General features: G+C 73.8%; 15 protein-coding genes. 8 read left to right on the top strand and 7 right to left on the bottom strand.

Annotated features, from left to right (window positions below):
* Positions 1-94 precede the first annotated feature (94 nt).
* The 6 genes from ACZ597_RS03055 (at position 95) to ACZ597_RS03030 (ending at position 6,465) form a co-directional block, all read left to right on the top strand.
* Positions 95-1,189 carry a DUF4190 domain-containing protein gene (locus ACZ597_RS03055; protein ID WP_471324124.1) on the top strand — a complete coding sequence of 365 codons (1,095 nt, stop codon included), beginning with the start codon at positions 95-97 and terminating at the stop codon, positions 1,187-1,189.
* 137 nt (positions 1,190-1,326) lie between these two features.
* Positions 1,327-2,079, top strand: coding sequence for a GntR family transcriptional regulator (locus ACZ597_RS03050; protein ID WP_471324121.1), 753 nt, complete (start codon positions 1,327-1,329; stop codon positions 2,077-2,079).
* A gap of 298 nt (positions 2,080-2,377) precedes the next feature.
* On the top strand, positions 2,378-2,569 hold the full coding sequence (locus ACZ597_RS03045) for an SPOR domain-containing protein (RefSeq protein WP_471324118.1): 192 nt from the start codon (positions 2,378-2,380) through the stop codon (positions 2,567-2,569).
* A gap of 32 nt (positions 2,570-2,601) precedes the next feature.
* Positions 2,602-3,009 (top strand): (deoxy)nucleoside triphosphate pyrophosphohydrolase, encoded by a 408-nt coding sequence (locus ACZ597_RS03040; RefSeq protein WP_471324116.1) that lies wholly within the window; start codon positions 2,602-2,604, stop codon positions 3,007-3,009.
* 226 nt (positions 3,010-3,235) lie between these two features.
* The gene (locus tag ACZ597_RS03035) at positions 3,236-3,664 is read left to right on the top strand and encodes an ATP-binding protein (RefSeq protein WP_471325116.1); all 429 of its coding nucleotides are present in this window, start codon (positions 3,236-3,238) and stop codon (positions 3,662-3,664) included.
* Between the two features lie 182 nt (positions 3,665-3,846).
* A complete protein-coding gene (locus ACZ597_RS03030) occupies positions 3,847-6,465 on the top strand; it encodes a SpoIIE family protein phosphatase (RefSeq protein WP_471325113.1) in 2,619 nt (872 codons plus the stop codon).
* 6 nt (positions 6,466-6,471) lie between these two features.
* Here ACZ597_RS03030 and ACZ597_RS03025 read toward each other — a convergent pair whose 3' ends face one another.
* From ACZ597_RS03025 to ACZ597_RS02995, 7 genes are all read right to left on the bottom strand, one after another.
* Positions 6,472-7,188, bottom strand: a complete 717-nt coding sequence (locus ACZ597_RS03025; protein ID WP_471324114.1) for a PspA/IM30 family protein — start codon at positions 7,186-7,188, stop codon at positions 6,472-6,474.
* A gap of 41 nt (positions 7,189-7,229) precedes the next feature.
* Entirely contained in the window at positions 7,230-9,314 is a 2,085-nt protein-coding gene (locus tag ACZ597_RS03020) for a TPM domain-containing protein (RefSeq protein WP_471324111.1), read from the bottom strand.
* A 97-nt stretch (positions 9,315-9,411) separates the two neighbouring features.
* Positions 9,412-12,417 carry a protein kinase domain-containing protein gene (locus ACZ597_RS03015; protein WP_471324108.1) on the bottom strand — a complete coding sequence of 1,002 codons (3,006 nt, stop codon included), beginning with the start codon at positions 12,415-12,417 and terminating at the stop codon, positions 9,412-9,414.
* A 45-nt stretch (positions 12,418-12,462) separates the two neighbouring features.
* The gene (locus ACZ597_RS03010) at positions 12,463-13,245 is read right to left on the bottom strand and encodes a succinate dehydrogenase/fumarate reductase iron-sulfur subunit (protein ID WP_471324105.1); all 783 of its coding nucleotides are present in this window, start codon (positions 13,243-13,245) and stop codon (positions 12,463-12,465) included.
* Positions 13,242-15,143 (bottom strand): fumarate reductase/succinate dehydrogenase flavoprotein subunit, encoded by a 1,902-nt coding sequence (locus tag ACZ597_RS03005; RefSeq protein ID WP_471324103.1) that lies wholly within the window; start codon positions 15,141-15,143, stop codon positions 13,242-13,244. Before ACZ597_RS03005 ends, ACZ597_RS03010 begins: the two co-directional genes overlap by 4 nt.
* 1 nt (position 15,144) lies before the next feature.
* The gene (locus ACZ597_RS03000) at positions 15,145-15,969 is read right to left on the bottom strand and encodes a hypothetical protein (RefSeq protein ID WP_471324101.1); all 825 of its coding nucleotides are present in this window, start codon (positions 15,967-15,969) and stop codon (positions 15,145-15,147) included.
* 100 nt (positions 15,970-16,069) lie between these two features.
* Positions 16,070-16,294, bottom strand: a complete 225-nt coding sequence (locus ACZ597_RS02995) for a hypothetical protein (protein ID WP_471324098.1) — start codon at positions 16,292-16,294, stop codon at positions 16,070-16,072.
* Between the two features lie 400 nt (positions 16,295-16,694).
* On the opposite strand from ACZ597_RS02995, the gene ACZ597_RS02990 reads away from it, so the two are divergent.
* Complete coding sequence (locus tag ACZ597_RS02990; protein ID WP_471324096.1) at positions 16,695-19,136, top strand: ABC transporter family substrate-binding protein; 2,442 nt, start codon at positions 16,695-16,697, stop codon at positions 19,134-19,136.
* 330 nt (positions 19,137-19,466) lie between these two features.
* The gene (gene typA / locus ACZ597_RS02985) at positions 19,467-21,371 is read left to right on the top strand and encodes a translational GTPase TypA (RefSeq protein WP_471324093.1); all 1,905 of its coding nucleotides are present in this window, start codon (positions 19,467-19,469) and stop codon (positions 21,369-21,371) included.
* Positions 21,372-21,533: the final 162 nt, after the last annotated feature.

Here is a 21,533-nt window from a genome sequence, read left to right as displayed (position 1 = left end):
TTCGCGCCGCCCCCGATGGAGCACTCACCCGGTGAGCACCCCGCCCCCGCAACATCCCCCCGCCGGTCCGGGCCGCTCCTGGCCCCCGCCGCCGGTGTGGGGGCCGCCGCCCGCGTACGCGCACCCGCCCGCGCTCAACGGATTCGCGCTGGCCTCCCTGCTGGTCGGGCTGCTGTGCTTCCCGCCGCTCGGGATCGTCTTCGGCGCCGTGGCGCTGGTGCAGATCGCGCGCAAGGGGGAGCGGGGCCGCGCCCTGGCCGTCGTGGGCCTGGTGGTCTCGCTGCTGGCGACCGCCGTCCTGGTCACCGGTGTCACCCGGTACGCGGAGCACTTCGCCGGCGCGCTGGGCGGGGCCGCCCGGGAGCCGGAGGAGGTCGAGGGGCAGCTCACGGGGATGGACGAGCTGCGCGTGGGCGACTGCTTCAACGTCCCCGGCGGCGACCTCCTCGACGAGGCCCGCTTCACCTACCGGGTGGGCTGCGACCGGGTGCACGACGCCGAGGTGACCTCCGCGACGCAGCTCGGACCGGGCGCCTATCCCGGCCAGGGGTCGCTGAAGGAGACCGCCACGGACACCTGCTGGAAGGCGCAGGACGCGTACGCGATGGACTCGTGGGCGCTGCCGGCGTACGCGGAGATGTACTACTTCACCCCCTCGCCGGACAGCTGGCAGACCGGCGACCGGCGGCTCCTGTGCCTCGTCGGCACGTCGACGGAGGACCACAAGGGCAGTCTGCGCAAGGATGCGGGCATGCTGACGCCGGACCAGGTGACCCTGCTGAGCGCGCTGAACACGGTGGACCAGGCGCTCGGACGCGCCCCCGACCGCGACCTCGACGAGGCGCTGCCCGAGCACCAGAAGTGGGCGCGCGGCGTGGACGAGGCGCTGGCCGCGGAGGAGCGGATGCTCCAGGGCGTCGCCTCGCGCCAGGACACGGGCCCGGCGGCGCGGACGCGGCTCAGGGAGGTCGCGGCGGCGCGCAAGGAGTGGCAGCGGGCGTCCCGGGCGGCGCGGCCGGCCGACTTCCAGCGGGCGTGGGACGCGGCGCTGGCGGCGCTGTCGGTGGACACGGAGAAGACGCTGCGCGGCGCGTACGGGCTGTCGACGCGGGTTCCGGAGTGGCGGGAGACGGGTCCGGAGGGGCCGGGGGCGGGCTCCGGGCGGGGGCCTTCGTCGGAGTCGGTCTGAGGTCCTGTGGGTAACGCGCGGTAAGGGGTTTGAGTGACCTGGGTTCATCACATCGAGTGAAACTCTGGCCCGTGCTTGCGCTGCTCAACCGTGGGTTGCCAGGGTGTAGCTGTCTGTCAACCTGATGGGAGTGGCTCGTGACTTTCGGTGAGCAGCCGGCCTATCTCCGCGTCGCCGGGGATCTGCGACGGAAGATCGTCGATGGGTCCCTGCCCCCGCACGCCCGGCTCCCTTCCCAGGCCCGGATCCGCGAGGAGTACGGGGTCTCCGACACCGTGGCGCTGGAGGCCCGCAAGGTCCTCATGGCCGAGGGGCTGGTGGAGGGCCGCTCCGGGTCGGGTACGTACGTGCGCGAGCAGCCCGTGCCCCGCCGGGTCGCCCGCTCCGGCTACCGCTCGGCCGGGGCGTCGACGCCGTTCCGCCAGGAGCAGGCGGAGGCGGGCGCGCGCGGCACGTGGGAGTCCAGCAGCGAGCAGGCGGCCGCGCCGGAGCGGATCGCGGAGCGCCTCGGCATCGAGCCGGGGGACCGGGTCATGCGCACCCGGTACGTCTTCCGCGACGCGGGTGAGGCCATGATGCTCTCCACCTCCTGGGAGCCCCTGGCCGTGACCGGCCGGACCCCGGTGATGCTGCCGGAGGAGGGCCCCCTGGGCGGCTCGGGGGTGGTGGACCGGATGGCCGCCATCGACGTGGTCGTGGACAACGTGGTCGAGGAGGTCGGGGCCCGGCCGGGCCTGGCCGAGGAGATCATGTCGCTGGGCGGGGTCCCGGGGCACGTGGTGCTGGTGGTCAGCCGTACGTACTTCGCGTCGGGCCGCGCGGTGGAGACCGCGGACGTGGTCGTGCCGGCGGACCGCTACCGCCTCTCGTACCACCTGCCTGTCCGGTAACAGGGGGCACGCGGGGTTTTCGGTCGTTTCGCAAGGGTCCGGGGCGTACCCCGGGCCCTTGTTCGAGTTGTGCCCGCGCGGCGCCGCGGCCGCTCCCACGTCCCCCACCCGCCGGTGCGCTCCGTGCGCCGGGCCCGGACCGGCGCGCACGGCCCGCTCGTACGCCTGGCCGGATGCGTACGCCCCCCAGGTACCTCTTCGTGAAAAACCGTATCCGCTCAGTAAAGGTCGGGCGTAAGCTCCGGCATATGCGCAATGCGGTTTCCTGGGCAGGTACAGCGGCGGAGGGTGAAGCGCGATGACCGACAGCGGTGCCCTGCTTCCATGGCTGGTCATACGTCAGGACGACAACGGCAACCGCTACCGGGTGGGGCGCTACCCCTCCCGGGCCGAGGCCCAGAAGGTCGTCGACAGCCTCGACGACCACGGACACAAGCAGCTCTACTGGGTCGAGCGGATCGGACAGGAAAGCCAGACCGCCACCAACTGAATCGGCTGAAGGCGCTGGCATAGGCTCCGTCCATGACTGTACGAGTGGTCGTGGGCGGAGCCCTCTGTCATGACGGGTGCCTGCTGGCCGCCCGGCGCAGCGCGCCGCCGGAGCTGGCCGGCCGGTGGGAGCTCCCGGGCGGCAAGGCCGAGCCGGGCGAGACCGTGCCCGAGGCGCTGGTGCGCGAACTGCGCGAGGAGCTCGGCGTGGAGACCGAGGCGCTGGAGCGGATTCCGGGGGAGTGGCCGCTGAAGCCCGGCCTGGTCCTCCACGTGTGGACCGCCCGGCTGGTCTCGGGGGAGCCCGAGCCGCTGGAGGACCACGACGAGCTGCGCTGGCTGGCGCCGCACGAGCTGGATTCGGTGGACTGGCTCGACCAGGACCGGCCCTTCGTCGAGGAGGCCGGCCGCCGGCTGCGCGCCGGAGCGGCCGCGGGGTAGGGGCCGGGCGGGTCGCGGGACAGGCGGCGGGACGGGCGCCGAGTCGCACGGCGGGGCGCACCGGGGCGCGTGACGCTCCCGCTCTAGGCCGTCTGCGCCACAGTGCGCCGGTGCGTGGGGGATCGGGTGGTACGGCGCCCCGAATATCGGGTATGTCGCTATTAGTCCCTATCTCGTCCCCCTTTCGTCCCGACGAACCTGACTGGGGTCGCTGGTGGCCCGGGAAGTGGTCGGCGTGATCGACACAGACGGTGAATGCGCCGAGTGGGCCTTCCCCGCCGAGCCCGGTGCCGTCCGCACCGCACGCCACGCCGTGCGGGGCGCCCTCCGCTCCTGGGGCCTGGACTCCGTCGGCGACGTGACCGTCCTGCTGGTCAGCGAGCTGGTCACCAACTCCCTGCGGTACGCCTCCGGCCCGATCGGGGTCCGGCTGGTACGGCGCAATCCGGCCGCGCCGGACCTGGCCGGCGGCCCGGCCCTACTCGTGGAGGTCTCGGATCCGCTTCCGGATCCGCCCCGCGAGCGCATCGCCAAGCCGGACGACGAGGGCGGGCGCGGCCTGCACCTCGTCGCCGTCTCCGCGCGCCGCTGGGGGACCCGGCACGGGAAGACGGGGAAAACCGTGTGGTTCGAGTTGGCTCTTCCTGGTGAGTAACAAGGAGAAGGGCGGCAGTGGGTCTCCCGGGCGGCGTCTGGGGAGACCACCGGACGTGGCCGGAAAACAACGGGACCCTTTTGTGATCGTGAACGCCGTGCCGTACGGGGCCGTGGTGCTGAATACTTCGGTCATGGCCGGTCCGGTTGCGGTGAGCTGGAGGGGACGGTCGCGTGAGCGAGATACCTGCGCAGACACATCAGGCCCGCGTGCCCGGGGAGCCTTTGCACGACTCCCTGTGGCACAGCAGTCCGCCTGGCTCGATATACGACTACATAAAGGTCGCGTCCTTCTCGATCGGCCCTGACGGGCTCATCGACCAGTGGAGCCTGCGCGCCGAGGAGCTGTTCGGGCTCGGCGCGGCGCAGGCGGTCGGCCGCGACCCGGTCGAGGCCTTCATGCCGCCCGAGCTGCGCGAGGGCGGGCACCGCAAGGTCGCCGAGATCCTCGACGGCAAGGAGTGGACCGGCCTGATCCCCTTCCGCATCCCCGGCGGCGAGGGGGCCCACGGGGTGGCCGAGATCTATGTGATGCCCACCCAGACCGAGAGCGCCGAGCGGGCCGCACTGTGCGTGGTCGTCGACGTGCGCGCGCTGCGCCGCATCGAGTCCGACCTCGCCGCATCACAGGCCATATTCGGCCAATCCCCCTTCGGGTTCCTGCTCTTCGGCACCGACCTCACCGTCCAGCGCGCCAACCGGCGCTTCGCGACCGTCTTCGGCGGAGCGGTCGAGGAGCACCGCGGCCGGACCGTCCACGACTACCTGCCGCCCCACGAGGCCGACCGGATGGCGGAAGCCCTGCGCCGGGTCCTGGAGACCGGCGAGTCCGTAACCGACCTGCGGATCACCGGCGCCACCCCCCGCAGCCGGGACGACCGCCACTGGTCCATCAACCTCTACCGGGTGCACGACGGCACCGGCCGCCCCATCGGCGTCGCCGGCCTCGGCACCGACGTCACCCGCCGCCACCTCGCCGCCCGCGAGGCCGCCGGGGTCCGCCGCAACCTCGCCCTCCTCAACGAGGCCGGGCACCGCATCGGCAACTCCCTCGACCTGGAGACCACCGCCCGCGAACTCCTCGACGTCACCGTCCCCGGCTTCTGCGACCTGGCCGCCGTCGACCTCTACCAGGGCCTGCTGCTCGGCGACGACGACCGGCCCGCCCGTCCCCAGGGCCCCGGCATGCCCTCGCTGCCCGACCAGGGGGCCCGCCGCGCCCCCTCCGCGAAGCTGCGCAGGGTGGCCTTCGCCTCCGCCGTGTCCGACGCCCCGCTGTCGGGGCCCGGCGCACTGGTCGCCGTGGGGGAGACCCACCGCTACCCCGCCGCCTCCCCCGGAGCGATGGTCCTGCGCACGGCACGGCCCCGACTCGTCGACGCCGAGGGTCCCGACGACCTCGTCCAGTCCACCCTGATCGTCCCGATGGTCGCCCACGACACGGTGGTCGGCCTCGCCCAGTTCTCCCGTACGAAGGGCAGCGAGCCCTTCGGCGAACGCGACCGGGCCGTCGCCGTGGAACTCGCCGCACGGGCCGCCGTCTGCATCGACAACGCCCGCCTCTACCGGCGCGAGCACGAACGGGCGCTGATCCTCCAGCGCAGCCTGCTCCCGCCCGGCGACCCCGAGGCGGCCGGCCTCGACATCGCCTGCCGCTACCTGCCGGGCAACGCCGCCACCGAAGTCGGCGGCGACTGGTTCGACGTCATCGAACTCCCCGGCCACCGCACCGCCCTCGTCGTCGGCGACGTCATGGGCCGCGGCCTGCGCGCCGCCGTCGCCATGGGCGAACTGCGCACCGCCGTACGCACCCTCGCCCTGCTGGACCTGGAACCAGCCGAGGTGCTCACCGCCCTGGACGAGGTCGCCCGCGGCCTCGGCGCCCCCGGCGGCGCCCAGCAGGCCTCGCGCGCCGCCCTGCACTCCCGCGACGCCGACCGCTCCGAGGTCTACCTCGCCACCTGCGTGTACGCCGTCTACGACCCCGTCACCCGGCGCTGCACCATCGCCAACGCCGGCCACATGCCGCCCGTACTCGTCGAACCCGCCGAGGACGGCGCCGAACCGCGCCCCGGGCTGCTGCTGGAGATCCCGACCGGGATGCCCCTCGGGGTGGGCGGCGAACCCTTCGAGGAGGTCGAGGTCGAACTCCCCGAGGGAGCGCTGCTCGCCCTCTACACCGACGGGCTGGTCGAATCCCGCGACCACCCCCTGGAGGAGGGATTGCGCGGGCTGCGCGGGGCGGTCGCCGACCCGTCCCGCCCCCTGGAGGAGGTCTGCGACCACGTCCTGAACACCCTCCACACCCGCCACGGCGAGGACGACATCGCCCTGCTCATGGCACGGGTCCAGGGGCTGCCCGCCGGCGCCGTCGGCGACTGGCAGCTGCCCCGCGAGGCCCGCTCGGTGGGCCGGGCCCGGGAACTGGCCCGCGCCAAGCTGCCCGGCTGGGGCCTGGAGGGCCTGCTCGACACCACCGAACTGCTGGTCAGCGAGCTCGTCACCAACGCCCTGCGGTACGGGGAGGGCGAGATCCGGCTGCGGCTGCTGCTGGACCGGACCCTGGTGTGCGAGGTCTGGGACGGCAACCTCGCCCAGCCCAGGCGCCGCCGCGCCCGGGACACCGACGAGGGCGGCCGCGGCCTCCAGCTCGTCGGCCTGCTCTCGGCCGGCTGGGGCACCCGCCGCACCCACCGGGGCAAGACCGTCTGGTTCGAGCTCCCGCTCCCGATGCCGGGCGGCGCACCTGGAGAGGCGGTCACCGAGCTGTCGGCGGAACAGCTGCTGAGCATGTACGGCTGAGGGGGCCTATGCCGCGCGGGCTTTGAGGGCGGCCAGGCGGGCCTCGATCTCCGAGGCCTTGCCGAGGTCGTCCAGGGCCTCGAACTGGGCGTCCAGGGAGGAGGCCGCCAGCTCCGACTTGCCCATGGCCATCGCCTCCTCCCGCCGCACCTTCTCCTCGAAGCGGTTCAGGTCGCTCGTCGGGTCCAGCACGTCGATGTCCTTGACCGCGTCCAGCATCGTGTTCTGCGCCCGCGCCGTCTTCGCCCGCGCCACCAGCTCGTCCCGCTTGGCCTGGAGCTCCGTCAGCTTGACCTTCATCGAGGCCAGGCCCGCCTTGAGCTTGTCCACCACCTCCGTCTGGGCGGCGATCACCGGCTCGGCCGTCGCCGCCTCCTTCTCCGACTGCAACTGCCGCCCCAGGGCCACCTTCGCCAGGTTGTCGAAGCGGTCCGCGTCCGCCGCCGACCCGGACGCGCGCAGCCCGTCCGCCTTGCGGCTGGCCGCGAGGGCCTTGCCGCCCCACCCGGCCGCGGCGTCCACGTCCTCCTTGTGGTCGGCCTCCAGCATCCGCAGGTTGCCGATGGTCGTGGCCACCGCCTGCTCCGCCTCCGAGATGTTGTTCGAGTAGTCGCGGATCAGCTGGTCGAGCATCTTCTGCGGGTCCTCGGCCTGGTCCAGCAGCGCGTTGATGTTCGCCTTCGCGAGCTGGGTGACACGGCCGAGGACGGTCTGCTTGCTCATCGGGGTCCTTCCTGGTGGGTGGGGGTCCGGTGGCTCGTCGTTCAGAAGCGGCCGCCGCCGCCCATGCGGCCGCGGGTGCCGCCGCCCCCGTAGGAGCCGGGCCCGCCGCCGAAGCCGCCGCCGAAGCCTCCGCCGCCCCCGCCTCCGCCGAAGCCGCCGCGGCCGCCGCCCCGGAGGATCTCGCCGAGGATGATCCCGCCGAGCACGGCACCGCCCCGGCCGCCGCCGGCGCGCTGCCCCGCGTACGGGTTCCGGTACGCCCGTACGTCCTCCTCCGCCAGCTGCTGCGCCTGCCGGGCGAGCGAGTCCGCCTGCTGCGCCTCCGCCAGCGCGCCCGCCGGGTCCTGGCCGGCCAGCGACGCAGACCGCTCCAGGTGCCGCTGCGCCTCCGCCAGCCGGGTCCGGGCCTGGCTGCCGACGGCGCCCCGGCTGGTGGTCACGTAGTCCGTCGCCGCGCCGATCGCGCTGCGGGCCGACAGCTGGGCCTGGTCCAGCAGCGCCGCCGCCCGCCGCCGCCCCGACTCCTGCTCCCGCGCCCCCGCCAGGGCCTCGTCCAGGGCCGCGTCCGCCTCCTCGACCCGGCGCAACGCGTCGATCGGGTCGAACCGGCCGGCCGCCTGCTCCCGCCGCACGTCGGCCAGTACGGACTCCGCCCGCCCGATCCGGCCCCGCAGGTCGCCCGTGGCGGAGCCCGCCTGCGTACCGGACAGCAGGCCGCGCGCGTCGGCGAGGTCCGTCTCCGTCTCGGTGAGGGCGCCCGGCAGCTTCCCGGCCGCCTCCGCCAGCTCCTGCGCCCGCCGCTCGACCGCGTCCACCAGGGTCGCCGCCTGGTCCACCGCGCCCTCGGCGGCCCGCACGTGCACGGCGGCCCGGCCGTTGTCCCCGGCGCCGAGGGCGGCCCGCGCCTCACCGAGGCTGGTCGTCGCGAACAGCAGCCGGTCCCGGGCCTGTTCCGGGTTGGAGGCCACCGGCGCGGCCGCGGAGTCCGCGTAGCGGCCCGTCAGCGCTGCGAGGGTCGCCCCGGCGGTCGTCGCACGGCCGGTCAGCGCGCGGAAGTGCGCCTCCACCGTGGCCAGGGCCTGCGGCGCGTTCTTCTCCAGGTCCCGCAGCCGGTCGAAGTCCGCCGACTCGGCATCGAGCCCGCGGTTCGCCTCCGTGCAGCGGGCCACGATCTCCTCCAGCATCCGCCGCCGGGTCGCGTCGTCCTCCGGGTAGGCGTCGTCCAGCTGCTGGCGCAGCCGGAAGGCGTGCGTCAGCTCGTCCTTGGCGTACGCCACCGCCGCCGTGAAGGTGCCGACCGCGTCGTCGCCGAACTGCGCGGTGGCGAAGCCGAGCTCCTCGGTACTGGTGCGGACGGCGTCGTCGGTCTCCACGAGGAGGGCCTTCGCCCTGGCGTCGAGCTCGGGCAGCGGGGTGGGCTCGGCCCGCCCCCCGTCCCAGCCGGCGTGGGCGGTGGTGGTCCCCCGTCCCGTCCCGTCGCGCTTCCTCCGGCGGCGGTACGCGTACACCCCGAGCGCCCCGGCCGCGCCGACCGCGACCACCGGCAGCACGAAGTCCCCGGCCCCGCTCGCCCCGTCCGCCGCGCCGCCGGGGTCGGCCGGACCGGGGGTGACGGCGGGCACGGGCACCGGCTTCCCGCCGAGCACGGCGTCGTAGCCGTTCGCCGCGCCGATGGCGGCACCCGCCCAGTCGTTCTGGCGCAGGGCGGGCTCGATGGCGGTACGGGCGACGTCCGCGAGCTGCGCCTCGGTGAAACCGGAGTCGACGTCGGCCGAATAGGCGTACTGGCGGTCGCCGGTCGCCACCGCGAGCAGCAGGTCGTCCCGGCCGAGGCCGTTCCGCTGGGCGGTGGCGTCGGCCCAGCTCTGCGGGGCGCGGCCGGAGAAGTCCCGGACGTACGCCACGAAGAGCTGGACCTTGCGGTCGGCGTAGAGCCGCTCCAGCGCCGCGGACACGGCGGGCGCCCGGTCGCCGAGGGCACCGACGCGGTCGGTGACCTGCCCCTGCCGTGAGAGCGTGACGGGATCCTCGGCGCGGGCCGGCGCCGTCGGCCCGCCGAGCGTGAGGAGCCCGGCGGCGACGACGATCAGGGCCCGGAGGGCGGCGGTGCCTCTCAGCGGATACACATTTGGGAGGCTATGGGGCCCCGCACGCTCCCGCACCCGGTACGCCGCTGCGCGGGGCCGGGGAGGCCGACCGCGGCCGAGCCGTGCGAGCGGCGCGTCAAGAGGGGAGCGCCAGCGCCCGCAGCGTCGGCCGGGCGTGGAGCAGGGCGTCCGACGCCACCACCGGGGACGGGCCGTCGGCCGGGTGGTCCCAGTGGCCGCGCGGCTTGCCCGTGTTGACGTCCAGGCCCGTCACGAACGGCAGGGCCGTCCGCCCCAGCAGCCCCCGCCGACCGCCGTGCGAGGACTTCACGTACAGCACCCCCCGCCGCACCCCCAGCAGCTCCAGCACGCACGCCGTGCCCTCGCGCCGCGTCACCGGCCGCTGCCACCGCACGGCCCCGCTCTCCGCGTCGAGCGCGAACACCACGTCCCAGCCCTGCCCGGCGCGGTACGCGGCCACGTACACCACCCCGTCCTCGACGAGCAGCCCCGCCGCCGGCGTCCCCGGCTCGAAGCGCCACAGTTCGTAGCCCTTGCGCCGGTCCAGGGCACGCAGCACACCGCCGTCCAGCACGTGCACCGGCCCGCCCGAAAGGTGGTCGGGGGCCGGCCGCGCGCCGGCGTCGTAGCCGCGCGGCCACGACCACAGCGGGGTCCCGCTCGGCAGGTGCAGCGCCCGGAGCCGGCCGCCGTCCGCGAGGACCAGGCATTCGCCCGCGACGGTCAGCGCCGCCCCGCCCGGCAGCGGATGCCGCCACACCGCTTCCCCGGCGGCCTTGTCCAGGGCGGCCAGCTCACCCTCCGCCGCGTGCAGCAGCAGCCCCGGCACCGGGGTCAGCGCCGCCGCCTCCGCCAGATCCCGCCACCACCGCACCCGCCCGTCCGCCGGATCCCGGACCACCAGCCGCCCGCGCGAACCGCCGCCCGACCCCACGACCACGCACACGGTGTCCGCGTCGGCCGCGCACCACACCCGCTCCGGCTCCGGCAGCGGCCGCGCCCGCACCCCCTCGTCGGCGTACGCCGTCCAGCGCCCGGCCCCCGTCGCGGCGCCCGCGCAGCCCACCCCGGCCCCCGCCGTCCACACCACCCGCTCCCCGGCGGCGTACAGCGCGTCCGGCCGGTCCCCGGTGTGCCACCCCGACGACGGCCGGGGCCCGGCCGTGTCGGGCCGCAGCGTCACCCCGCGCGGGGGCGGGGTGCCGGGGTCCGCCGCGGCGGCCGCCAGCCAGGGCGCTCCCGCCGTGCAGTCCCGGGCGATCCAGGCCAGCTCCCGGCCCCGTTCGGCCGGTTCGCCGAGCCCCCGCGCCGCGGCCGCGCGCTCCCCGGCGACGGCCGGGTCCAGTACGGACCGGTGGCCCCGCGCGCTCAGGTCCCGGGCGGCGGCCAGGTCGGCGCGGGCCCCGTCCAGCTCCTCGTCCCCGGTGTCGGCCAGCGCCTGCTCCGCCAGGGCCAGGGCCTCGGCCGCGCCCGACCGGTCCCCGACGGCGGAGCGTTCGCCCGCCACCCGGCACAGCGCCCGCACCCGGGCCCCGCCGCCCGGGATCCGCGCGGCCAGCCGGAGCGCGCCGGGCAGGTCCTGCCGGGCGACGGCGGTGACGGCCTTGGACTCGGTCGCCGCCCGTACCACCGGGCTCCGGATCAGGGACAGGTACCCCTCGGCCCGGGGGAGGTCGGCCGGTGCGCTCGCCAGTGCGGCCCGCGCGAGCACGGCCTCCTCCGCCGGGCCGCCGGCGAAGTACCGCCGGGCCAGCCGGACCCCGCGTTCGGGGGCGACCGCCGCGAGCTCCTCCGCGACCTTGCGCAGCCGGGCCGTCCGTTTCGGGTCCGGCACCGGGAAGAGGGCCTGCTGCGCGTCGGTCAGCACCCGTTCGGTGCGGGCGGGGGCGTCCCGCGAGATCCGCCGGGCGAGCCCGGTCAGCAGCGCGGCCACCCGGGCGCCGTCGCCGTCCCCGTCGGTCCAGGCCCAGAGCTCGGCGTCCGCCAGCAGCCGGCCGGCGAGGCCCGCGTCGAAGCGCGCGGCGGCCTCCGCCGCGAGGGCGAGCCCCTCGGTGCGGGCCTCGCCCGCCCCGGGCGGCAGGGAGGTCAGCGTCTCCTCGGCCTCCAGCAGCAGTTCCCGTACGAACTCCCGTACGGGCCCGGGAACGACGCCCGGCTCCGGCTCCGGGAGGGGCTCGGCCTCCGCCTCCGCGAGGGCCTCCGGCTCCCGCGGCGCGTCGTCCGCAACGGGAGCGGGGCTCCGCACCTCGGCGGGACCCCCCTCCGGAACCGGGCCGGCCACCCCGCCGGCCGGGCCCCGCAGCGCCGCCGCCACCCGCTCGGCCGAATCCGGCCGGTCCCGCGGGTCCTTCGCCAGCAGCGCCAGCACCAGCCGGCCCAGCTCCTCCGGCACCCGCGGCGCGGGCAGCGGCACCGGCGGGTCCTCCACGTGGCGGCGCATCAGGACGTACATCGGCTCCGCCGACCCGAAGGGCGGCTCCCCGCTCAGCAGGGCGTACAGCACGCACCCCAGCGCGTACAGGTCGCAGCGGGCGTCCACGTGCTCGCCCCGCCACTGCTCGGGCGCCATGTACGGCGGGGTGCCGAACATCCGCCCGGTCACCGTCCAGCCGGCCGTCGCGTCGGCGGAGTGCGCTATGCCGAAGTCGCAGATCTTGAGGCGGCCGCCGGGCAGCAGGAAGAGGTTCTGGGGCTTCAGGTCCCGGTGGACCACGGCCTGTTCGTGCGCGGCGGCCAGCGCCTCCGCCGTCTGCGCGGCCAGCTCCACCGCCTCGGCCACCGGCAGCCCGCCGGGAGAACGGGCCAGCCGCGCCCCCAGGTCCTCCCCGGAGAGCAGCTCCATCACGATGAACAGGCGCCCCTCGTGCTGCCCCACGTCGTGCACGACGGTGATGCCCGGGTGCTGGAGGCGCGCCCCGATGGTGGCCTCCCGCCGGAACCGGGCGATCAGCTCCCCGCCGGTCGCCGCGTCCAGCAGCACCTTGACCGCCACCGCCCGGTGCAGGGCCCGGTCGTGGCCCCGCCACACCTCGCCCATGCCGCCGGCGCCGAGCCGTTGGTCCAGCCGGTACCGGTCCGCCAGTACTTCCCCCACCCGCACCGCGAAGCCCCCTGAGATCACGTCGTCCGACGGTCATCCAGGGGGCATTGTCCACCGCGAAGTGAACTAACGGGGGTCGGAGGCCGAACGGCGCCGGATCTTGTTCCCCAGCCATACCAGGGGGTCGTACTTGCGGTCCACGGCCCGCTCCTTCAACGGGATCAGGGCGTTGTCGGTGATCTTGATGCCCTCGGGGCAGACCTCCGTGCAGCACTTGGTGATGTTGCAGTAGCCCAGCCCGTGTTCCTCCTGGGCGGTCCGCTTGCGGTCCAGGCCGGCGTCCGCGGCCGCGTCCAGCGGGTGCATGTCCAGTTCCGCGACCCGCATCAGGAAGCGGGGGCCCGCGAAGGCGGTCTTGTTCTCCTCGTGGTCGCGCACCACGTGGCAGGTGTCCTGGCACAGGAAGCACTCGATGCACTTGCGGAACTCCTGCGAGCGTTCCACGTCCACCTGCTGCATCCGGTACTCGCCCGCCGCGACCCCCGGCGGGGGAACGAAGGCAGGGACCTCGCGGGCCTTGGCGTAGTTGAAGGACACGTCCGTGACCAGGTCGCGGATCACCGGGAAGGCGCGGAGCGGGGTGATCGTGACGGTCTCGTCCCGGTCGAAGACGGACATCCGCGTCATGCACATCAGCCGCGGCCGGCCGTTGACCTCCGCGCTGCACGAGCCGCACTTGCCCGCCTTGCAGTTCCAGCGGACCGCGAGGTCGGACGCCTGGGTGGCCTGGAGCCGGTGCACGATGTCCAGGACCACCTCGCCGTCGTGCACCTCGACGGTGAAGTCCCGCAGCCCGCCGCCCTCCGCGTCGCCCCGCCAGACCCGGAAGCGTGCGTCGTATGTGGTCACCCGTACAGCTCCTCTTCGGCGAGGTACTTGGCCAGCTCTTCCTTCTCGAAGAGCGCGAGCAGGTCGGGGCGGATCGGCTCGGTACGGACCCGCTCCAGCGCGATCCGCGCCGCGGCGGGATCCACGGGCGCCGGCTCCACCGGGCGGCACAGCAGGTTCACCGGCCGCCACTCCCGTTCCATCGCCGGGCAGTCCTCGCGGGTGTGCCCGCCCCGGCTCTCGGTGCGCTCCAGGGCCGCGCGGGCCACGCACTCGCTGACCAGCAGCATGTTGCGCAGGTCCAGCGCCAGGTGCCAGCCCGGGTTGAACTGCCGGTGCCCCTCGACCCCGGCACGGGCCGCCCGTACGCGCAGGGCCGCCAGCCGGTCCAGGGCCTCGGCCATCTCCCCCTCGCGGCGGATGATGCCGACCAGGTCGTTCATGGCCGTCTGGAGCTCCTGGTGGAGGGTGTACGGGTTCTCCGCGCCCTCGTCGGCGCGGAACGGGGCCAGCGCCTCGGCGGCGGCCGCGTCGATCTGCTCCTGCGGGACCGCGGGGCGCTGCCCCGGGAGCGCCGCGTACCCGGCCGCGTGCAGCCCGGCCCGCCGGCCGAAGACCAGCAGGTCGGAGAGGGAGTTGCCGCCGAGCCGGTTCGAGCCGTGCATGCCGCCCGCGACCTCGCCCGCGGCGAACAGGCCCGGTACGCCGACGGTGGCGGCGGTGTCGGAGTCGACCGCGATGCCGCCCATCACGTAGTGGCAGGTCGGGCCGACCTCCATGGGCTCGGCGGTGATGTCCACGTCCGCCAGCTCCTTGAACTGGTGGTACATGGAGGGCAGCCGGCGTTTGATCTTCTCGGCCGGCATCCGGGTGGACACGTCGAGGAAGACCCCGCCGTGCGGGGAGCCGCGGCCGGCCTTCACCTCGGAGTTGATGGCGCGGGCCACCTCGTCGCGGGGCAGCAGCTCGGGCGGGCGCCGGTTGTTGTCGGGGTCCTCGTACCAGCGGTCGCCCTCCTCCTCCGACTCGGCGTACTTCTCCTTGAAGACGTCCGGGACGTAGTCGAACATGAACCGCTCGCCCTCGCTGTTGCGCAGCACCCCGCCGTCGCCGCGCACGGACTCGGTGACGAGGATTCCCTTCACCGAGGGCGGCCAGACCATGCCGGTGGGGTGGAACTGCACGAACTCCATGTTCAGCAGCGGGGCGCCGGCGAGCAGGGCCAGCGCGTGGCCGTCGCCGGTGTACTCCCAGGAGTTGGAGGTGGTCTTGAAGGACTTGCCGATCCCGCCGGTGGCGAGCACCACCGCGGGGGCCTCCAGGACGAAGAAGCGGCCGGTCTCGCGCTCGTAGCAGAAGGTCCCCGAGACCCTCTCTCCGTGTTTCAGCACGCGCGTGACCGTGCACTCCTGGAAGACCTTGAGGCGGGCCTCGTGGTCCCCGTATTCCTTGAAGTCCTCCTGCTGGAGCTGGACGATCTTCTGCTGGAGGGTGCGGATCAGCTCCAGGCCCGTCCGGTCGCCGACGTGCGCGAGGCGCGGGTACTCGTGCCCGCCGAAGTTGCGCTGGGAGATCCGTCCGTCGGGCGTGCGGTCGAAGAGGGCGCCCCAGGTCTCCAGCTCCCAGACCCGGTCCGGTGCCTCCTTGGCGTGCAGTTCGGCCATCCGCCACTGGTTGAGGAACTTGCCGCCGCGCATGGTGTCGCGGAAGTGCACCTGCCAGTTGTCGCCCTCGTTGACGTTGCCCATGGAGGCGGCGATCCCGCCCTCCGCCATCACCGTGTGGGCCTTGCCGAAGAGGGACTTGCAGATCACGGCCGTACGGGCGCCCCGCTCGCGGGCCTCGATCGCGGCCCGCAGCCCGGCACCGCCCGCGCCGACCACGACCACGTCCCACTGCTGCCGTTCCACTTGAGCCATCTCAGAAGATCCTCGGGTCGGTGATGGTGCCGCTGGCCAGCAGGTACACGTAGAAGTCGCACAGGGCCACGCTGATCAGGGAGGCCCACGCGAGCTGCATGTGGCGGGCGTTGATCCGGCTGACCCAGCCCCACAGGCGGTAGCGCACCGGGTGCCGGGAGAAGTGCTTGAGGCGGCCGCCCATGATGTGCCGGCAGGAGTGGCAGGACAGCGTGTAGGCCCAGATCAGCACGATGTTGGCCAGGAAGACCAGCGTTCCGAGGCCCATGTGGCCCCAGGCGTAGTGCTCGTCGCGGAAGGTCAGCACGGTGTCGTACGTGAGGATGCCGGCGACCGGCACCGCCGCGTAGAAGAAGTACCGGTGCAGGTTCTGCAGGATCAGCGGGAAGCGGGTCTCACCCGTGTACGAGGCGTGCGGCTCGGCGACGGCGCAGGCGGGCGGCGAGGCCCAGAAGCCCCGGTAGTAGGCCTTGCGGTAGTAGTAGCAGGTCAGCCGGAAGCCGAGCGGGAAGACCAGGATCAGCAGGGCGGGGGACAGCCCCCACCAGCTGCCGAACAGGTCGAGGTTGGGGCCGCCCCGCATCGTCTGGCAGTTCTCCGCCAGGCAGGGTGAGTAGAACGGGGAGACGTACGGGGCCGCGTAGTAGTGGTCGTTGGCGAAGGCCCGCCAGGTCGAGTACGCGATGAAGGCGAGCAGCCCGGCCGCGGTGCCGGCGGGCGACAGCCACCACCGGTCGGTCCGCAGGTGCCGGGCCGTGATCGCGGCCCGCGAGGGGCCGTGCACGCCGCCGGGCCGCTGCTGGGGTGGTTCCGTGCCTGTGGCCAAGGGGAACTCCGGGTGGAGTGGTCGAGGGGTGGCCCAGGAGGCCCGGCCGCCGGAGCGGCCGGGCCAGATGGGGGTGCTGCGTACGGACGGGCGGTGGGCTCTAGGGGGCGCGGCGGTCGCGGGCGCCGAGGCCCTCGTCGTCGGTGTCCGTCCACAGCGCGTTGTCGTACGGGGTGTCCGGGATGGTCACCATCCCGGATTTCTCCGGCGGCCTGGAGCCGGCGGCCGGTGCCTCCCGGGCGACGTCCTTCTCCAGCTGCTCCACCGAGCGGACCAGCTCGTCGAGACTGCGCCGTACGGCGGTCAGATCGTCTTGCAGGGACATGACTTGCCCTCACTTCCGCAGGGTGCGGTGGCAACGCTCACGGGCGCCTGCGAGTGTCGCGCCTCCCGTCCCCGGTTGTGAAGGGACGTGCAGCGATTCCGGGCGCGCAGGCGCAAACCGTGCGCCCCTCCCTGCTCCCATTTTCATCCCTCGAACGAGGGAACGCGCGCCTTGGGCGCGGAGCCCGGCGGCAGCCGGGGGCGGGGGGCGCGCCCGGGGGCGCAAGCTGGATTGGTCCGCACGGGTGGGGTTCGCGGCGTGGCGAGGGGCCGCTGCGGAGGACGCGGGCGGTGGTCGATTTCAGTGGGTTTCCACACCGGTGTGATCAGCTCCATATACCGCCGAACGTGATCAAGACCCTCTTTCCCGGCCCTCGCGCCCCGCCCCGGAGGTACCACGCATGACCAAGAGAAGGCGCAGGTCCTTGGCGCTCCTCACCTCGGGAGTCCTCGCACTGCCGCTCCTCGCGGGCTGCGGGGCGGGTGAGGACGAGGGCGGCCCGGCCGCCGCGGGACCGGACATCGCGACGACCGTCCGCGAGCAGGTCGCCGACGGCGGCGTGCTGCGCTGGGCCGTGGACTCCCTGCCGGAGACCCTGAACACCTTCCAGGCCGACGCGGACGCCACCACCAACCGGATCGCCGGCGCGGTCCTGCCCCAGCTGTTCACCCTGGACGCCAAGGGCCGGCCGGTGGCCAATCCGGACTACCTGGAGAAGGCCGAGGTCGTCGAGCGCGAGCCCAAGCAGGTCGTCCTGTACAAGCTGAACCAACAGGCGGTGTGGAGCGACGGGCGCGAGATCGGCGCCGCCGACTTCGTCGCCCAGTGGCGGGCCCTGAACGGCAAGGACTCGGCGTACTGGACCGCCCGCAACGCCGGCTACGACCGGATCGAGAAGATCGAGCGCGGCAAGACCGACCTGGAGGTCAAGGTCACCTTCGTCAGGCCGTACGCCGACTGGCGCTCGCTGTTCAGCCCGCTCTACCCCAAGCAGGTCATGGGCACCCCCGAGGCCTTCAACGAGGGCGCCCGCGGCGCCCTCAAGGTCACCGCCGGGCCCTTCGGCCTCGGGGCCATCGACAAGAAGACCGGCACCGCGGCGCTGACCCGCAACCCGCGCTGGTGGGGCCGGCCCGCGAAGCTGGACACCCTCGTGCTGGCGGCGGTGCCCAGGGCGGGCCGCCCGGCGGCACTGGCCGCCGGGAAGGTCGACCTGGCCGAGATCGACCGCTCCGGCGCCGACCGCATCGCCCTCGCCCACCGGGACGCCGGCCGGGTGGACGGCACGCACGGCCCGGGCGCCTCCCTCACCCCCGCCCAGGCCACGCTCTCCTGGGCGCTGGCCCACGGCGCCGACGAGGCCAGGGCGAAGGAGGAGCAGGAGACCCGCCAGAAGAACGCCGACGCCGTCAAGAAGTACGCGGAGGAGCAGTCGGCGCTGCGCGGGTTCACGGTCCGCAAGTCGCTGGAGGCCGCCTACACGCAGCTGGCCATGAACGGGGCCTCCGGCCCGCTCTCGGACGAGCGGGTCCGCCGGGCCGTGGCCCGCGCCCTGGACCGCAAGACCCTCGCCGAGATCGTCCTCAAGCCGCTCGGCCTGCCGGCGAAGCCGGTCGGCAGCCACCTGGCACTGGCCGGGCAGCAGGCGTACGCCGACAACAGCGACGCCCTCGGCGGCCAGGACACCCAGGCGGCGCAGGCCCTGCTCGCGGACGCCGGCTGGCGCAAGGGCGGCAAGCTGAACGAGCCGGCCGGGGCGAAGGCCGGGGCGGAGAGCGCCGAGAGCTCGCTGGACGACTCGAAGACCCCGGCGGGCGCCAAGCCCGGACCGGGCGACGGCACCGGCGACGACGGCCTCTACATCGTGGGCGACGACGACGGGCGCAACGGCGACCTGCGTTCGGCCACCGCCGACCTGGGCATCCGCCGGACCCGCCCGGGCCTGCCCGGCGCACCCGCCGCGGGGCTGCGCGTGCTGCCCGAGGGGCCCGTACGCGGCTTCGGGGCGGACCCGGCCGACGGCCTCGCCACCTTCGGCCGTACCGACGGGCCCTCGCCGGCCCTGGCCCCGGCCCCGCTCGCCGCGCAGCAGGAGCACGTACTGCTGGCCCAGGCGGAGGCCCTCGCCAAGGCCAAGGCCCCGGAGGCGGGCGACGACGCCAAGGCCCCCGCCGAGGGGGACGGGGCCGCGGAGGGCGACGACGCCAAGGAGCCCGCGGCCGCCAGCCCGGCCCCCGTCCCCGCCAAGCAGGCGCGCACCTCCGGCGCGATGCTCGCCAAGGACGGCAAGCCCCTCAGCCTGCGGTTCGTCCTCCCGGCCGGCCCCGGCTCGGAGGCCCTGCGCTCGGTCGGCGAGCGGATCTCCCAGATGCTCCAGAAGATCGGCATCAGCACCGAGATCAAGAAGGTGGCCGACGAGAGCTTCTTCAAGGACCACATCGCCTCGGGCCAGTACGACCTGGCCCTGTACTCCTGGCCCGCTACGGCCTTCCCGGCCACCGACGCCCGCCCCATCTTCGCCAAGCCGGAGCCGGCCGCCGACGGCTCGCTACTCGTCGAACAGAACTACACCCGGGTCGGCACCGACCACATCGACCAGCTCTTCGACCAGGCGGCCGGCGAGCTGGACGAGGCTCAGGCCCGCGAGCTGATGCGCAAGGCGGACGCCCGGATCTGGGCGGCGGCCGGCTCCATCCCGCTCTACCAGCGCCCCGAGCTGGTCGCCGTCAAGCCGGGCCTGGCCAACGCCGGCGCCTTCGGCCTGGGGGCGCCCCGCTACCAGGACATCGGCTGGAAGAAGCCGCCGGCCGCCAAGGACACCAAGGACGGCAAGAAGAAGTAGCGCGGACATCGGATGAAAAAACGGGGCCTGTCAGGTTGACCCACGGGTAGCAAGCTCAGAAGTGACTCAAGTTCCTTGCCCGCCGGATCCCCGGCGGGCAAGGTCGTAAGCACCCATTGACCCGCATGAACACAGGCCGCACCCCCCGCCGGGACCCCCCACCCGAAACCCGGCGTTCCTCAGTCGTCCGGCCTCTTGACAGACCCCCCGGCAGGCGGTTCCCGCCACTCGACGTACGATGGGGTAAGGCCGTGGCAGGTTTCCGCCCGGCAGAGGCTCGCGTGCCAGGCCGTACGCGACGCCATCCACGATCCCGGGAGAAGCGCCGAAGTGCCCACGCGCCACGACATCCGTAACGTCGCCATCGTCGCCCACGTCGACCATGGCAAGACGACCATCGTCGATGCCATGCTCAAGCAGGCCGGTGCCTTCGCCGCCCACCAGCAGCTCGACGACCGCATGATGGACTCGAACGACCTGGAGCGTGAGAAGGGCATCACGATCCTCGCCAAGAACACGGCGGTGAAGTACCACCCCAAGGACGGCGGGGCCCCGATCACGATCAACATCATCGACACCCCCGGCCACGCCGACTTCGGTGGCGAGGTCGAGCGCGGTCTGTCGATGGTGGACGCCGTCGTCCTCCTGGTGGACGCCTCCGAGGGTCCGCTGCCCCAGACCCGCTTCGTGCTGCGCAAGGCCCTCCAGCAGCGCAAGCCGGTCATCCTCTGCATCAACAAGACGGACCGTCCGGACTCCCGGATCGACGAGGTCGTCAACGAGACCTACGACCTCTTCCTCGACCTGGACGCCGACGAGGACCAGATCGAGTTCCCGATCGTCTACGCCTGCGGCCGTGACGGCATCGCCTCGCTGACCAAGCCGGAGGACGGCACCGTTCCCGCCGACAGCGAGAACCTGGAGCCGTTCTTCTCGGCGATCCTGGAGCACGTCCCGGCCCCGGTGTACGACGAGGAGGCCCCGCTCCAGGCCCACGTCACCAACCTGGACGCCGACAACTTCCTCGGCCGCATCGCGCTGCTCCGCGTCGAGCAGGGCGAGCTGCGCAAGGGCCAGACCGTCGCGTGGATCAAGCGTGACGGCACGATCTCCAACGTCCGCATCACCGAGCTGATGATGACCGAGGCGCTCACCCGCAAGCCCGCCGAGGTCGCCGGCCCCGGTGACATCTGCGCCGTCGCCGGTATCCCCGACATCATGATCGGCGAGACCCTGGCCGACCCGGAGAACCCGGTGGCGCTGCCGCTGATCTCGGTCGACGAGCCGGCGATCTCCATGACCATCGGCACCAACACCTCCCCGATGGTCGGCCGCGGCGGCACGGGCAAGGGCGCGGACGCCAAGGCCGCGGTCAAGGACCGCAAGGTCACCGCCCGCCAGGTCAAGGACCGTCTGGACCGCGAGCTGATCGGTAACGTCTCGCTGCGCGTCCTGGACACCGACCGCCCCGACGCCTGGGAGGTGCAGGGCCGCGGTGAGCTGGCGCTGGCCATCCTGGTCGAGCAGATGCGCCGCGAGGGCTTCGAGCTGACCATCGGCAAGCCGCAGGTCGTCACGCAGGAGATCGACGGCAAGACGCACGAGCCGGTCGAGCGCATGACCATCGACGTGCCCGAGGAGCACATGGGCGCCGTCACGCAGCTCATGGGCGTTCGCAAGGGCCGCATGGACAACATGTCGAACCACGGCTCCGGCTGGGTCCGCATGGAGTTCGTCGTTCCGTCCCGCGGCCTGATCGGCTTCCGCACGGAGTTCCTGACCAACACCCGCGGTACGGGCATCGCCCACTCGATCCACGAGGGCCACGAGCCGTGGTTCGGCCAGCTGGTCACCCGCAACAACGGCTCCCTGGTCGCCGACCGCTCCGGCGCGGTCACGCCGTTCGCGATGATCAACCTGCAGGAGCGCGGCGTCCTGTTCACCGAGCCCGGCACCGAGGTGTACGAGGGCATGATCGTCGGCGAGAACTCGCGCTCCGACGACATGGACGTGAACATCACCAAGGAGAAGAAGCTCACCAACATGCGTGCGGCTTCCGCGGACAACACGGAGAACGTGATCCCGCCCCGCAAGCTCTCCCTGGAGCAGTCCCTGGAGTTCTGCCGCGACGACGAGTGCGTCGAGGTGACCCCGGAGGCCGTCCGCATCCGCAAGGTCGTCCTGGACCAGAAGGAGCGCTCGCGCACCGCGTCGCGCGCCAAGTCCGCCAAGTAGTACGCGAGTCGGACTCCGGCCGAAAGCCGTAGGCTGACGACGGCCCCTCCCCGCACCGGACCGGTGCGGGGAGGGGCCGTTCGCGTTTGTCAAACGGATTGATGAGCGCCGATGTCCGCATACCGACCGTGACACTCCGGATGATGAGCTAACCGTCCGTTT

Source organism: Streptomyces sp. NPDC040718, from assembly GCF_055593565.1.
The sequence above is the reverse complement of the archived record's forward strand: the minus strand, read 5'-3'. Positions and strand labels throughout refer to the sequence as shown.